Origin of the sequence: Clostridium sp., assembly GCF_026168755.1 — a bacterium.
GTDB lineage: Bacteria > Bacillota > Clostridia > Clostridiales > Clostridiaceae > Clostridium.
This window is the reverse complement of record NZ_JAPFDR010000057.1, coordinates 1-14,278: the sequence shown is the minus strand read 5'-3', so window position 1 is coordinate 14,278 and position 14,278 is coordinate 1. Positions and strand designations below refer to the sequence as shown.

The following is a 14,278-nucleotide window of genomic DNA, read 5'->3' as shown; positions in this document are numbered from 1 at the left end:
GAAGGAATATTGTAATTAAGTTTTAGAATTTAATTGTTTTTGGAAGAAAAAGAGCGTTAAGAAGCTGAGGGAACGAAGTGACTTTCGAAGCTTTAGCTCTTTTTCTGGAAAAAACAATATAAATTCTTAACGAAAATTACACAATTCCTGGAGGTAATATCATTAATTTTCGGCATCACGGCATTCAAGCTCTAACGAACAATTTAGTTAAGTTCTGATTTATGTTTGTAGTAGAAGTAAATACATTGTGTTATGAATATTAAGCTTAGTAGACCAAAAAGGGGATATAGTGTTGAAATTAAATTTGAAAATCCGATTTGAGATATTGGTAAGGCTACTGCTAAGACTATAAAAATTCCCTTTTTAAATTTAATATTAAAGCTTTGCTCTAATGTTTTACTAATTGAGTAAACATCTGAAACTTCGGTAGAAAACATTTCAAGCAAAATTATTACTAGTAGTAGGGCTTGCATAACACTACCGAATCTTTGTGCAACTAAAAGTAATGGTATTTCAAGTTCAAATATATATGGTTGATTAGCCAATAATAATAAGTTAATAGAGCTAGATAATAAAGTTAAGCCTAAAGCTCCTAATGAAATGCCGTAAATCATTGTTTTGGAGCTTTTAGTTTCGTTGCTTAATGGAACTAATACACCTGAGCAACAAAGTATATTGTATCCAGCATAAAGTATAGTAGAAATAAAAACTCCCTTTTTAGGAGGTTCAAAGCTAGAGATATATTGTAATGAAATTGAATCTTTACAAAATAAAAAATATAGAACTAGAATAAGTGTAATTGTACATAGTAAAGCAGGAACAATAAATGAGTTTACTTCAATAAGACCTTCAGTATCCCTTAATAAAAAAACACAAGCAATACAAAGCATAATTAATGAACCAACAATTTTAGGTGCTCCAAAAAATTGATGAATTAAAGCACCACTTCCTGCAAGAATAATTGAGGCACTGGAAATTAAATAAAAGGTTGTTATTATTCCTGTTATTTTACCAAGTAAATTAGGACTTATTATTTTTAGAACATCACTATAAGAGTTAAGACTATATTTAATACCTATTTTAGCTATTATTGATCCCATCAATATATAAAATACTCCACAAAAAAGTATTCCTAAAAAACTAGTTAAACCAAAAGAAGTAAAAAATTGAGTAATTTCCTTACCAGAAGCAAGTCCAGCACCAACAACTGTTCCAATAAATACAGCAGCAACTTGAAAAATTTTAGTGAAATCTTTCTTCACGCATATCCCCCCAATATATTTCTAATATCTAATATATAAAGGTTACAGTACAATTATTCTTTTTTTGTGAATAAGCTATATTTTATTAGGTAAAATAAATTTAAGAGATTGTTTTTATTGGTGCAATAAAATTAAGTAAGGAGATCAATATGATTAGAGTTAAAAGAGTTTTAAGTTGTATATTGGTTTTAATAATTAGTATATCAATTGGTTGTAGCAGAGTAAAAGAAGAGAATGTAGCAAGTTTAGATTTATTTGATGTATTTAAAGGAAAGGAGTTAGCAACAAATTACTTAATAAATATTAGAAATAGCAATATAGAAAAGGCTAATGAGTTATGTGTAAAAGAATTAGTAGATAATAATATTAATTTATCTGAAGGAGTTTCTGATGTAGCAGGATTTCAATTAGATAAGACTATTGCAAGTAGTGAGTTTGCATATTACATTTTTAATGTTATTAGGGATTCTAATACAGAGCCTAAGAGTGATTTAGAAAGTTATACTATAAAGATAAATAGAAGTGGGGACAGTTATAGCATAAGCGAAATTAAGGCAAAGTCACAAAGAGAATTATATATAAAAGATAACTCTTTAAGGATAATTGGGGAAAAGGGTGGAAAAAGTAGTTTAGTAATAAGCTTAAATAATATTCCTAAGGATACTTATTTAAGAGAAAATAAGGTTATGTTATATAAAGAAAAGGTACCTAATAATAATTTTGGAAAGGTTGTTTTAGGATTTACAGGACAAAAGATAGCTATTTCTACTATAGATGATAAAAATGCTTTTATTTGTATTGCTTATATAGATAATACATTAATGGAAAATGGTACTGATGTTATAGCTGATAGTACAAATCCACAAGGAAGCTCAATTAGTGGGTTGCAAGAGGTTTTAGAAAAACCTATTACAAGCAAGGTTGTACCTGTGGATTTATTAAGTAATGTGCAAATAGAGAATTTTATATTTTCTAAGGAAGACGATAATATAGCTGTTAATTATAAAAATGAAAAAGGAATAGATAGATTAAACATATATAAAGCGGATGATGGAACTATAATAGCTACTAAATTAGATGAGCTTTTTAATAAAGATATATATAATGTTAAGGCTGAATATTTTGATGATGATAAGTTAATTTTTAATGTTTATAAATCGGATAGTACTACTGATGATATTACAGGTAAATATATATTTAATATTAAGGGTGAAGAAATGATTAAATTGTAATTATTTCATAAGTAATTTATAATATAGTAAAAAATAAAAGAGGTTAATGTTATTATACATTACCTCTATTTTAATTATATAAGCTAATTTTTAAAGGAAATAGAGTATTAATATAATTAATAATTAAATATAAAGATTAATATAAGGAGAAAAAAATGATAAAGGAATGGAATGGAAAAAGATATCATAGTTTAAATTATTTCCTGAGAAATAAATTTGGAGAAAAGATATATAAAATATCACTAGATGGAGGATTTACTTGTCCTAATAGAGATGGAAAGGTAGCAAAAGGTGGATGTACTTTTTGTAGTGCAAGAGGATCAGGAGACTTTGCTGGAAGCAGAATATTATCTATTACTGAACAGTTCGAAGATAGAAAAGAAATGATGGAAAAGAAATGGAAAGACGGAAAATACATTGCTTATTTCCAAGCATATACTAATACTTATGCGCCTGTTGAAGAACTAAGAAGAAAATATGAAGAGGCATTAGCTCAGAAAAATGTTATTGCTTTATCTATAGCAACAAGACCTGATTGTTTAGATGATGATGTTTTAGATTATCTTGAAGAGTTAAATAAAAAGACTTATCTTTGGGTTGAATTAGGGTTACAAACTATAAATGATAAAACAGCTCATAATTTTAATAGAGGTTATGATTTTGAAACTTTTGATAGTAGTTTAAAGAAATTACAAGAAAGAGGCATTGAAGTTGTTGTACATACTATATTTGGTCTACCAGGAGAAACTGAAGAAGATATGTTAAAGACTGTAGATTATGTTGCACATTCTGGTGCTCAGGGAGTTAAATTTCATTTATTACATTTAATGAAAGGAACTAAAATGGTAGATCAATATGAAAGTGGAGAATTGCAACTTTTGGGAAGAGAAGATTATATTGATTTAATATGTAAGGCTATAGCTATGATACCAGAAGAGATGGTAGTTCATAGATTGACAGGTGATGCCCCAAGACAAAGTTTAATTGGACCAATGTGGAGTTTAAAAAAATGGGAAGTTTTAAATGATATTGATAAAGCACTTATAGATAATAATATTTGGCAAGGAAAAGATTTTAAATAGGTCTACTTGAGCGACTGTGTAAATAATTTTGCAACAGTCGTTTTTCTATTTATAATTATATAAGAAGAAGCTATTATCTTATGCTAGTAGTTGTAAATTCGACTAAGTAAAGTTTAAGATATTACTTATGGAACAAATTGGGTTAATATTAAGTCTAATAAATGAAGGGAGCGAAGAACTTGGAGGCTTCAGTAGATAATCTTAGTAAAGATGAATTGATAATGGAAGTAAAAAGGGCAAAACGTGGAGATAAAGAGGCTTTTTGTAATTTAATTAGAGTAAATAAAATTGCAATATATAGAGTTGCAAAATCTATATTAAATAATGAAGAAGATATAGAAGATGCGGTTAGTGAAGCTATATTAAAGGCTTATAAAAATATACAAGCATTGAAACAAGAAATATTCTTTAAGACTTGGTTAATAAGAATAGTAATAAATGAAAGTAATAATTTATATAAAAAAAGATCTAAAGAAATAGCTGTAGATAAAGAACATTTTAAAAATATAAAGGTTAATGATAATTATAAAGATTTATCTTTATATAATGCAATTAATTCCTTAGATGAAGATTTAAGAATTACTACAATATTGTTTTATTTTGAGGATATGAAATATAAGGATATAGCAAAAGTTCTTAATGTTAAGGAAGGAACTATAAAATCAAGATTATCTAGAGCAAAAGAAAAGTTATATAATATTTTAAAGGAGGAGCTTCATGGATAAATTTGATGAATATTTAAAAAATAAAAGTAAAAGTGAAAATGAAGAGTTTGTTTTACCAAAGTCTTTTGAATATAAACTTGAAGAGACTCTAAAAAATTTAGATAAAGAAAATAAAAGTAAAACTAATGTATGGTATATGAATAAGAAACTATGGACTACAGCAGCATGCTTCGCATTTGTATTTTTAACATCAGTATCAATAAAATATGGAATTAATTCAAATAAATCAAATTCTTTAGAGAAAAGTTTAAAGAGACAAGCTGCAGAGTACAGTGAAAGCACTCCATATGTTGCTAGTTACAGTGGTGCTGAAGCTAGAGGGGTTGGTAATGATGAGGCAGCTAAACAAGGGGCAATAGAGTTTAGCTTAGAGGATAGGTTTGGCGATGGAGTTATAGACTCTACTAGCATTAACAAGATAATAGTTAAAAATATAATAGGTGGAAATACTTATAAATCTGTAGATAATAAAATAGATATAGAAAATATTATTAGCTTTATAAATGATATTCCCAAGGAAGAAATTCAACAACAAACTTTAGGGGAATGGGATTTTCTAATACAGACTAATGGAGTAGAAAGCAATCATACAATAATTATTAAAAATGATATTATGAATATAGATAATAAATGGTATAAAATAGATTCTGAAGAGGTTAACAACTTTAAATCAATTTATAATAATTTAAATTATGATGAGAATAGTATACCATACTGCAATTATTAATTTATAAGCATATTGAGTTTATGGTATGAATAAATATTTTAAATTTGGAAAGATATTAATATTAGTTTTATTAGGACTATCTATAATATTTTTCTTTATAAAAAAGTTTGCTGAAATAACGGGAAGTATTTGCTTAATAAGAGGCTTAACAGGAGTTCCATGTCCATCATGCGGAATGAGTAGAGCTATTATAGCAGTTATTAATGGTGATATTATAAATGCATTTAAATTTCATCCATTATTTTGGTTACCATTTATATTATTTGTACCTATAGTTTTTAAAAGAAAGTTTTTTAAACAGATAATAATAGGTGCAATTATTTCTACAATAGCTATATATATTTTAAGAATGGCGATATTTTTTCCAAACATAGAACCAATGAAATATAATGAAAAATCAATAATTAATCAAATTATTGAGAGTGATAAATAAAAGATAATAGTTAACTAATATATATATAAAAAGTCGGCTTATGCCGACCTTTTATACTTTTGTTATTTATAAAGCTTTTTATACCACTTGGAATATAAAGAATTTTAAGTAGTATGATTCATCTGAATTCCAAAGAATTGGATGATCTGAGCTTTGAGTTCTAACTTCAATTTGTCTTAAAGTTCTTCTAGCATCATGGGCAGCTTCAAGAACTGTTTTCTTTAATTGTTCTTCACTCATATAATGAGAGCATGAGCATGTAGCAAAGTAACCACCTGGTTTAACAATTTTTAAGCCTCTAAGATTAATTTCTTTATAACCTCTAATTGCAGCATTAACAGTATTTCTAGATTTAGTGAATGCTGGTGGGTCTAAAATAACAACATCATATTGTTTACCTTCCCTTGACCAATCTCCAAGAACATCAAATGCATTATGACATTCAAACTTAACAACATCTTGTAAATTATTTAATTCAGCATTTCTTGTAGCACAATCTACAGCGTGTTGAGATACATCAATTCCAAGAACTGATTTTGCTCCAGCTATACCGGCATTTAAAGCAAATGAACCAGTATGAGTAAAGCAATCTAAAACATCTTTACCTTTACAAATTCTATGCATAGCAGCTCTATTTTCTTTCTGGTCTAAGAAGAATCCAGTTTTTTGACCATTTTCTAAATCAACTATGTATTTAACACCATTTTCAATGATTTCAATATCAGTATTAAATGGTTCAGTTAAGAAGCCCTTAGTTTGTTCTAAGCCTTCAATTTCTCTAGTTTTTATGTCACTTCTCTCATAAACTCCTTTAGCACCATATTCTTCAACTAGTATTTTAACTATTAAATCTCTATATTTATCCATTCCTAATGTAGAAATTTGAATTACATAGTAATCTTCAAATTTATCAACTGTTAATCCAGGTAAGAAATCAGCTTCTCCAAATATAAATCTGCATGATGATGTATCAATAACAGTCTTTCTATAATCCCATGCTGCGGCAAATCTTTTCTTAAAGAATACTTCATCTATTTCTTCGTTAATATCTCTTGTCATTATTCTAATTGTTATTTTACTTCTATCGTTAATATAACCTTTACCAATAAAATGATTTTTATGATTATATACTTCAACTATGTCTCCATTTTCATATTCGCCATCATATTCATTTATTTCATCTATGTATATCCAAGGACGCCCTTGTTCAGCTCTTTTGTTTTTCCCTTTATGTAAGAAAAATTTACTACTCATCATTTACATCTCCTTATATTAAGTCTTATACGATTATAACATAACTATTAAATAACAGTTAAAAATTTAATATAATATATAATAATTAATTTATGAATAAGAGGTATTATATGAATTATGTATATATATTAAGATGTAATGATGATAGTTTATACACAGGGTGGACAAACGATTTAGACAAAAGAATTAAAGCACATTCAAATGGAAAAGGTGCAAAATATACAAAAGCTAGATTGCCTGTAGAACTAGTTTATTTTGAAGAGTATGAAAATAAAATAGAGGCTATGAGAAGAGAATATGCAATTAAACAATTAAAAAGAAAGGAAAAATTGATGTTAATAAAGAAATGAATTAATTAGTTTGAATTAAACTCTGTATTAAAAAACCACTTACATCAGTAAGTGGTTTAAATCGTTAAACTTATAGGGGAGTTTTGGATTGGGTATTATTTTGAATAATCGTTAATTAAATCCTGAATCTTTGATTTACATCTAAATCCATGACAACTTCCAGTGCATGCACCGGTTACTTTAGAAACCTCTTCTATGGTATGGGCACCATTTTTTATAGCTTCTTTAATTTTTGCTCTAGATATAGATTTACAAGTACAAACTTTTGTTATCTTATCAAGGATATCAGCATTTAAATTATTTTCCATAACAGATCCTCCAAAATACAAAGATATTAGGAAACACAAAAATTAATTATTAGGTTAATTAACTTTTGAGTAATACGTTTCAACAACTATATTAAATCATAGTATACCAAAATAGTCAACATTAAATATTAAATAATAATTATTATTTAATGGAAATTATTGCAGTAATATTATTGTAATAATTAATGGTTTAAAATATTAAATTTAACAATAAAAAATAATCATAAAATTTTGGATGTAATTGACAAAGCATAATTAGTTAAGATATAATAAACTCATTAAAGACTATGATTAGGATAAGTACTTTAGTTTATTCTTTTAAGAGAGTGACTGGTTGGTGTGAAGTTATAAGATAACTTAAGGAAAATCACCTAGGAGTTTGAGGCTGAAAGTTTTTACGATTAAGCTATCACGTTAGCCCGCGTTAAGGGATAGGATATGAAAGTATCTGAATTATAGCTCATAGTATAATTATGAGTTTATTAACCTTAGGTGGTATAGCGAATTCACTTCGTCCTTTTGGGATGAAGTTTTTTTTATTTAAGTGAAACTTTAAGTTTTAATATTTGTAAGAAAAACTTACTTATACACTATAGGATAAGTAGTTTCATTAAATAAGGATTAAAATGTGTCTTTAAGAGAATAATTTTAATAATTAATAAATGTAGAGAAAGGAGAATTCTTATGTACAAAAAAGTAGAATTACCAAATGGTTTCGTTGGTCTTGAAAAAGAAATAGCAAATCTTTGGACTGCAAGAAATGTTATAAAAAAGAATTTTGATATGAATCAAGATGGTGAATACTTCACTTTCTATGATGGACCTCCAACAGCAAATGGTAGACCACACGTTGGTCACGTATTAACGAGAGTTATGAAAGATATTATCCCAAGATATAAAGTTATGAAGGGATATAAGGTTATAAGAAAAGCTGGATGGGATACTCATGGTCTTCCAGTAGAACTTGAAATTGAAAAGAAGCTTGGTATTTCAGGTAAAGAGCAAATCGAAGAGTACGGTGTAGAAAAATTCGTTAAAGAATGTAAAGCAAGCGTATTTACTTACGTAAGTATGTGGGAAAAAATGACTAATCAAATTGGATATTGGGTTGATATGGAGAATCCATATGTTACTTATCATAATCCATATATTGAATCAGTTTGGTGGGCATTAAAACAAATGTGGGATAAAGGGCTTTTATATGAAGGACACAAAGTAATGCCTTACTGTCCAAGATGTGGTACTGCATTATCATCTCACGAAGTTGCACAAGGATATAAAGATGTTAAGGATTTAACTTGTGTTGCTAAGTTTAAAGTTGTAGGAGAAGATAACAAGTACATATTAGCTTGGACAACAACTCCTTGGACATTACCTTCAAACCTAGCTTTATGTATAAACAAAGCTTATACTTATATTGAAGCAAAAGTTGGAGAGGAAATATTAATATTAGCTAAAGACTTAGCTGATAAAGTTTTAGGAGAAGACTATGAAGTAGTTAGAGAATTCTCTGGAGCTGAACTTTTAGGAACTAAATATGAACAATTAATGCCTTTCGGTAAGGTAGAAGGAAAAGCTTTCGAAGTAATTCATGGTGATTATGTTACTTTATCAGATGGTACAGGTATAGTTCATATAGCACCTGCATATGGTGAAGACGATAGCTTAGTAGCTAAAGCTAATGGAATTACTTTCATTAACTTAGTTGATAGAGAAGGTAGATTTGTAGAGGAAGTTACTCCATGGGCTGGAAAGTTCGTTAAGAAATGTGATGAAAGCATTTGTAAGTGGTTAGAAGAAAATAATAAATTATTTAAATCTGAAAAGCATTTACACTCATATCCACACTGTTGGAGATGCGACACACCACTTCTTTATTATCCAAAGGAAAGCTGGTTTGTTGCAATGACAACATTAAGAGATAAGCTTTTAGAAAATAATAATAAAATAAACTGGTATCCTGATAACATTAGAACAGGTAGATTTGGTAAGTTCTTAGAAAATGTTATAGACTGGGGTATTTCAAGAGATAGATACTGGGGAACACCACTTCCAATTTGGGGATGTGAATGCGGACATAAAGAATGTATAGGAAGCATTGCAGAACTTAAGGAAAAGGGAATCAATGTTCCAGAAGATATAGAATTACACAAACCATATATAGATAATGTTCACTTAAAGTGTGAAAAGTGTGGTAAGGAAATGACTAGAACTAATGAAGTTATTGACTGTTGGTTCGATTCTGGATCAATGCCATTTGCACAATTACATTATCCATTTGAAAATAAAGAATTATTTGAACAAAACTATCCAGCTCAATTTATATCAGAAGCTGTTGACCAAACAAGAGGATGGTTCTATACTTTATTAGCAATATCAACTGCTATATTTGATAGAAATCCATTTGAAAACTGTATAGTTTTAGGTCACGTTCTTGACAAGAAGGGCTTAAAGATGTCAAAATCTAAAGGAAATGTTGTAGATCCATTTGATGTATTAGATGCCCAAGGTGCTGATGCAACAAGATGGCACTTCTATACTGCAAGTGCTCCATGGTTACCAACAAGATTCTCTATAGATGACGTTGGAGAAGCTGGAAGAAAGTTTATGGGAACATTATGGAATGTTTACTCATTCTACGTGTTATATGCTGAATTAGATCAATTTAATCCATTAAAATATAATGATTTTGTATCAGAAAATGTAATGGATAAATGGGTTATGTCTAAGCTTAACACATTAGTTAAAGATGTAGACTCTATGTTAGATTCGTACCAAATAACTCAAGCAGCATTAGCTATTGAAGATTTTACTGATGAGTTATCAAACTGGTATGTAAGAAGAAATAGAGGAAGATATTGGTCTGAAGAGTTAACTGATGATAAGATAGGTGCATATGTAACTTTATATAGAGTATTAACAACTTTAATTAAAGTAGCAGCTCCATTTGTTCCATTTATAACAGAAAACATTTATCAAAACTTAGTGGTTGGTTTAGATGAAAATGCTCCAGAAAGCATTCACTTATGCAACTGGCCAGAAGTAAATGAAACTGCTATAGATAAGAGCTTAGAAAAGGAAATGGATTTAGCTTACACAATAGTTAAGTTAGGAAGAAGTGCAAGAAATGGTGCTAATATTAAGAATAGACAGCCACTTTCTAAGATGCTTGTTTCTACAGATTCACTTCCAGAATATTATGGAGAAATAATAACAGATGAGTTAAATATAAAAGCAGTTGAATTTGGTGCAGATCTTTCTACTCATGTTAATTTTGAAATTAAGCCTAACCTACCTGTTTTAGGAAGAGCTTATGGTAAGTTAATACCAGGAATAAGAAAAGAAATAGCTGCAAGAAACCAAATGGAATTAGCTCAAACTATTCAAAATGGTGGAGTAGTAGTTATTAATGTTGATGGAACAGAAATTGAATTAAATAAGGAAAACTTATTAGTTACTATGCAAGGGTTAGAGGGTTATGCGTTTGCTGGTGAAGGTTCAATTGGTGTTGTTTTAGATACTCATATTTCTGAAGAACTTAGAGAAGAAGGTCACGTAAGAGAAATAATTTCTAAGATTCAAAATATGAGAAAAGATAAAGGGTTTGAGGTTGCAGACAAGATTAAATTATATGTAGCTGATAATGAAATGCTATTAGATGTAGTTAAAAAGTTTGCTGAGGTTATTAAGAAAGAAACCTTAACCCAAGAAATAGTTTACAATGAAGAAGCTAGTTATACTGAAACAGTTATAAATGGTGAAAAGTTAAATATGACTGTAGAAGTTATTAAATAATTATGGCTTTGTTACAAAGGGTAGGGATTAAGTAATAATTCCTACCCTTTTTTCAAAATATAATACTATAGTTAAAATTATGAGTTATTAAGTGTAAAAAGTAAGTAAACTCATTGTATTAATTAGGAAAAAAAGGTATAATTAATAATTAAAATGAAAATGGAGTGATGTTGATATGGCTACTTCTATAAAAGATGTTGCTAGAGAAGCTGGCGTTTCAATAGCTACGGTATCTAGGGTATTAAATGATATAGATGTTGTTAATGAAGATACTAAAAAAAAGGTATTAGCTGCTATTAAAAAGCTAGGATATAGACCAAACATTGTAGCGAGAAGTTTAAAAACGCAAAGAACAAAAACTGTTGGAATATTAGTTCCTGATATTTCAAGTGGATTCTATCCAGAAATAGTTAGAGGGGCAGAGGATGTTGCAAATATTTATGATTATAACGTAATATTATGTAATTCTGACTTTGACTATGATAAGGAAAAAGATTACTTAAGAGTACTTAAGGAAAAGATGGTTGATGGTGTTATCTATATGAGTTCTTGCTTAGAAGAAGAAACTTTAGATATAATAAATGAATTAGATTTAAAAACTGTTCTTGCAGAGTCTAAGGATAAAGAAGATAGATTACCAAGTGTAATTATTGATAACATACAAGCATCATATGAGGCAACAAAGAGTTTACTTGATAGAGGATTAAAGAATATTGCTTTTGTTGGTGTTAATAAAGGTGCTGCTAATGCTTGGGGAGAAAGACATAAGGGGTATGAAAAAGCACTACAAGAAAGTGGTCTTACTATTGATGAAGATTTAGAGTTCTTTAAAGATTTAAAAGTTAAGAGTGGATATAAAGCAGTTGAAAGCTTTTTAGCTACTGGCAAGAAATTTGATGGCGTAGTATGCTCATCTGATGAAATTGCAATGGGTGTAATTAATGCATTAAGAGAAAATGGAATAAAGGTACCTGAAGATGTAAGTGTAATAGGATTTAATGATAACGCCGTTGCCTCTTATTTCTATCCTAAAATAACTACAGTTAAGCAACCGAGTTATGATATGGGATCAGTTGCAATGAGAATGCTTATTAAAATATTAAATAATAAACCTTTAGATAAAGATCAATATGTATTAGATTATAAATTAATACAAAGAGAAAGCTCTAAATAATTTTATAACTATCTTTAATTTAAGCAAAATTAAAGATAGTTAATTTTTTTACAAAAATATATTGAAATAGCAGGAAAAAAATGATATAATTAAATTAATTTGATAACGTTTACTAAGAGCGGTTATTTCTAAATTGGGTACACAATCAATTAGGTATAGGTAAATATTAATGGGAGTTTGAGAATTAGGGTATAGATAGTTATCAAATCATAAGATAAAATAATTGCTATTTTAGTAGATAGAAAAAAGAGGATAGATTAACTATCCTCTTTTTTCTATTATTAAAGTATTCCTTCATTTTTTAATAAGTTTTCTAATTTTTGAACTTTTTCTGTTAAAGTCATAAATTTTTCTTTTATTATATTATTTTTTTCATTTCCTTCACTAATACAGTTTTCCATTTCTTCTACAGTTTTTAATGCATCATCAATATCTTTTTGAGCTAATTTTAAATTTGATTCTTTCATAGACGTATCTCCTTTGTTAGATAAATAAAAAATATAGAAAACACCTTCTTGTAAACACTAAGGTATATAATTGATGTAAATAAACTACTAAATTAAGATTTATATTTTTAGTTAAAACTTAAGTTTATATCTTTATCCTATCACTAATAAATAGGTGTTGCAAGGCATATATTGTAAAGAAAAAATAAATAGGGGGGGAATAGAAAATGATTAACTATATATGGTTTATAATGATTTTCATGGGATTAGTAGTTGGAATATTTACTGGAAATGGTGAAGGTATTTCTAATGCAATAATTGGTTCTATTGATAGTACAGTTACTTTTATAATAGGACTTGTTGGATTAATGTGTTTTTGGTGTGGTGTTATGAAGGTTGCACAAAACAGTGGATTTACAGAAAAACTAGCTAAACTTATGAAACCTATATTAAAACTTATATTTAAAGATGCAGCTAAGGATGAAAAGGCTTTAGGAGCTATAGTTATGAACATAACAGCAAATATGATGGGACTTGGAAATGCAGCAACGCCTTTCGGAATTAAGGCTATGGAAGAAATGGATAGACTAAATAATGAAAAAGGTGTAGCCAGTAATGATATGGCTTTATTTCTAGTATTAAATGCGGCTTGTATTCAGTTAGTTCCATCAACAGTATTATCTATAAGAGCAGCAGCTGGTTCATCAAATCCTGGAGCAATAATACTTCCAGCAATAATATCAACTGGTGTAGCAGCTATTGTTGGTGTTATTTGCTGCAAAATTTTGCAAAGATATTTTTAGGATTATGGGGGTATTGATATGTTTAGCTATATAACTAAAAGTATTATTCCTATAATAGTTTTAATTATTATAACTTATGGAATGATAAAGGGTAGGAAGGTGTATGATTGGTTTATTGAAGGTGCAAAAGAAGGATTAAATGTATGTTTAAATATTTTCCCATATCTTTTAGCTATGATAATAGCTGTGCATATATTTAGAGAAGCTAATCTTTTAGATATGCTAAATAATGCAATTGCACCACTTTGTAAACTAATAGATTTGCCTAAGGAGGTTGTTCCATTGGTCTTAATTAAGCCACTTTCTGGTAGTGGTGCAATGGGAGTTTTCACTGATATTTTAAAAAATTATGGAGCTGATACTCCAATAGGATTAGTATCTTCAGTAATTATGGGAACTACAGAAACAATATTTTACACTGTAACTGTATATTTTGGTGCCGTTAAAATAAAGAAAACACGTCATACAGTCTGGGCAGCGATAATGGCAGATATGACTGCTATTATTATGGCAATAATGATGGTAAAACTTTTAATATTATAACATTTGAATTCTATTGTTCGTCACGTGGAAGCGAAAAAATGAAATATTTATTTTACGGGAACTGTGAAATTTTCGCCTAGAATTTATATAATTGATTCCGTAAAGTTGGCTAAAGTTTTTAAACTCGCTATTCGCTCAAACAGT

At 28.5% G+C, this 14,278-nt stretch carries 14 protein-coding genes and 1 other annotated feature; of the genes, 10 read left to right on the top strand and 4 right to left on the bottom strand.

The features are described from left to right. Positions 1 to 203: 203 nt before the first annotated feature. The gene (locus Q0Y03_RS13715) at positions 204 to 1,262 is read right to left on the bottom strand and encodes a transporter (RefSeq protein ID WP_297714374.1); all 1,059 of its coding nucleotides are present in this window, start codon (positions 1,260 to 1,262) and stop codon (positions 204 to 206) included. 149 nt (positions 1,263 to 1,411) lie between these two features. Between Q0Y03_RS13715 and Q0Y03_RS13710 the strand changes: the two genes are divergently transcribed. From Q0Y03_RS13710 to Q0Y03_RS13690, 5 genes are all read left to right on the top strand, one after another. Beyond that, the gene (locus tag Q0Y03_RS13710) at positions 1,412 to 2,494 is read left to right on the top strand and encodes a hypothetical protein (RefSeq protein WP_297714373.1); all 1,083 of its coding nucleotides are present in this window, start codon (positions 1,412 to 1,414) and stop codon (positions 2,492 to 2,494) included. Between the two features lie 155 nt (positions 2,495 to 2,649). After that, positions 2,650 to 3,576: a TIGR01212 family radical SAM protein gene (locus Q0Y03_RS13705; RefSeq protein ID WP_297714372.1), complete on the top strand. Its 927-nt coding sequence runs from the start codon at positions 2,650 to 2,652 to the stop codon at positions 3,574 to 3,576. A gap of 179 nt (positions 3,577 to 3,755) precedes the next feature. Then, positions 3,756 to 4,301, top strand: coding sequence for a sigma-70 family RNA polymerase sigma factor (locus tag Q0Y03_RS13700; protein WP_297714371.1), 546 nt, complete (start codon positions 3,756 to 3,758; stop codon positions 4,299 to 4,301). Continuing rightward, positions 4,294 to 5,028 (top strand): hypothetical protein, encoded by a 735-nt coding sequence (locus Q0Y03_RS13695; protein ID WP_297714370.1) that lies wholly within the window; start codon positions 4,294 to 4,296, stop codon positions 5,026 to 5,028. The genes Q0Y03_RS13700 and Q0Y03_RS13695 overlap by 8 nt, the downstream gene beginning before the upstream one ends. Positions 5,029 to 5,053: 25 nt before the next feature. Continuing rightward, positions 5,054 to 5,461 (top strand): DUF2752 domain-containing protein, encoded by a 408-nt coding sequence (locus Q0Y03_RS13690; RefSeq protein WP_297714368.1) that lies wholly within the window; start codon positions 5,054 to 5,056, stop codon positions 5,459 to 5,461. A 78-nt stretch (positions 5,462 to 5,539) separates the two neighbouring features. Here Q0Y03_RS13690 and Q0Y03_RS13685 read toward each other — a convergent pair whose 3' ends face one another. After that, on the bottom strand, positions 5,540 to 6,715 hold the full coding sequence (locus Q0Y03_RS13685; protein ID WP_297714367.1) for a class I SAM-dependent rRNA methyltransferase: 1,176 nt from the start codon (positions 6,713 to 6,715) through the stop codon (positions 5,540 to 5,542). 110 nt (positions 6,716 to 6,825) lie between these two features. Here Q0Y03_RS13685 and Q0Y03_RS13680 point away from each other — a divergent pair, with 110 nt between their 5' ends. Next, positions 6,826 to 7,065 (top strand): GIY-YIG nuclease family protein, encoded by a 240-nt coding sequence (locus Q0Y03_RS13680; RefSeq protein WP_291677127.1) that lies wholly within the window; start codon positions 6,826 to 6,828, stop codon positions 7,063 to 7,065. Positions 7,066 to 7,160: 95 nt separating this feature from the next. On the opposite strand, the gene Q0Y03_RS13675 is transcribed toward Q0Y03_RS13680, so the two are convergent. Further along, complete coding sequence (locus tag Q0Y03_RS13675; protein WP_133014554.1) at positions 7,161 to 7,373, bottom strand: (2Fe-2S)-binding protein; 213 nt, start codon at positions 7,371 to 7,373, stop codon at positions 7,161 to 7,163. A gap of 278 nt (positions 7,374 to 7,651) precedes the next feature. Then, positions 7,652 to 7,895: a binding site (T-box leader), on the top strand. Between the two features lie 162 nt (positions 7,896 to 8,057). Between Q0Y03_RS13675 and ileS the strand changes: the two genes are divergently transcribed. Beyond that, positions 8,058 to 11,168 (top strand): isoleucine--tRNA ligase, encoded by a 3,111-nt coding sequence (gene ileS, locus Q0Y03_RS13670; RefSeq protein WP_297714366.1) that lies wholly within the window; start codon positions 8,058 to 8,060, stop codon positions 11,166 to 11,168. A 175-nt stretch (positions 11,169 to 11,343) separates the two neighbouring features. Beyond that, positions 11,344 to 12,342 (top strand): LacI family DNA-binding transcriptional regulator, encoded by a 999-nt coding sequence (locus tag Q0Y03_RS13665; protein ID WP_297714365.1) that lies wholly within the window; start codon positions 11,344 to 11,346, stop codon positions 12,340 to 12,342. Positions 12,343 to 12,623: 281 nt separating this feature from the next. Here Q0Y03_RS13665 and Q0Y03_RS13660 read toward each other — a convergent pair whose 3' ends face one another. Continuing rightward, complete coding sequence (locus Q0Y03_RS13660; RefSeq protein ID WP_297714364.1) at positions 12,624 to 12,809, bottom strand: hypothetical protein; 186 nt, start codon at positions 12,807 to 12,809, stop codon at positions 12,624 to 12,626. A 206-nt stretch (positions 12,810 to 13,015) separates the two neighbouring features. On the opposite strand from Q0Y03_RS13660, the gene Q0Y03_RS13655 reads away from it, so the two are divergent. Both Q0Y03_RS13655 and Q0Y03_RS13650 read left to right on the top strand, forming a co-directional pair. Beyond that, the gene (locus tag Q0Y03_RS13655; protein WP_297714363.1) at positions 13,016 to 13,591 is read left to right on the top strand and encodes a nucleoside recognition domain-containing protein; all 576 of its coding nucleotides are present in this window, start codon (positions 13,016 to 13,018) and stop codon (positions 13,589 to 13,591) included. Positions 13,592 to 13,609: 18 nt separating this feature from the next. Further along, entirely contained in the window at positions 13,610 to 14,134 is a 525-nt protein-coding gene (locus tag Q0Y03_RS13650; RefSeq protein WP_297714362.1) for a nucleoside recognition domain-containing protein, read from the top strand. Positions 14,135 to 14,278 lie beyond the last annotated feature (144 nt).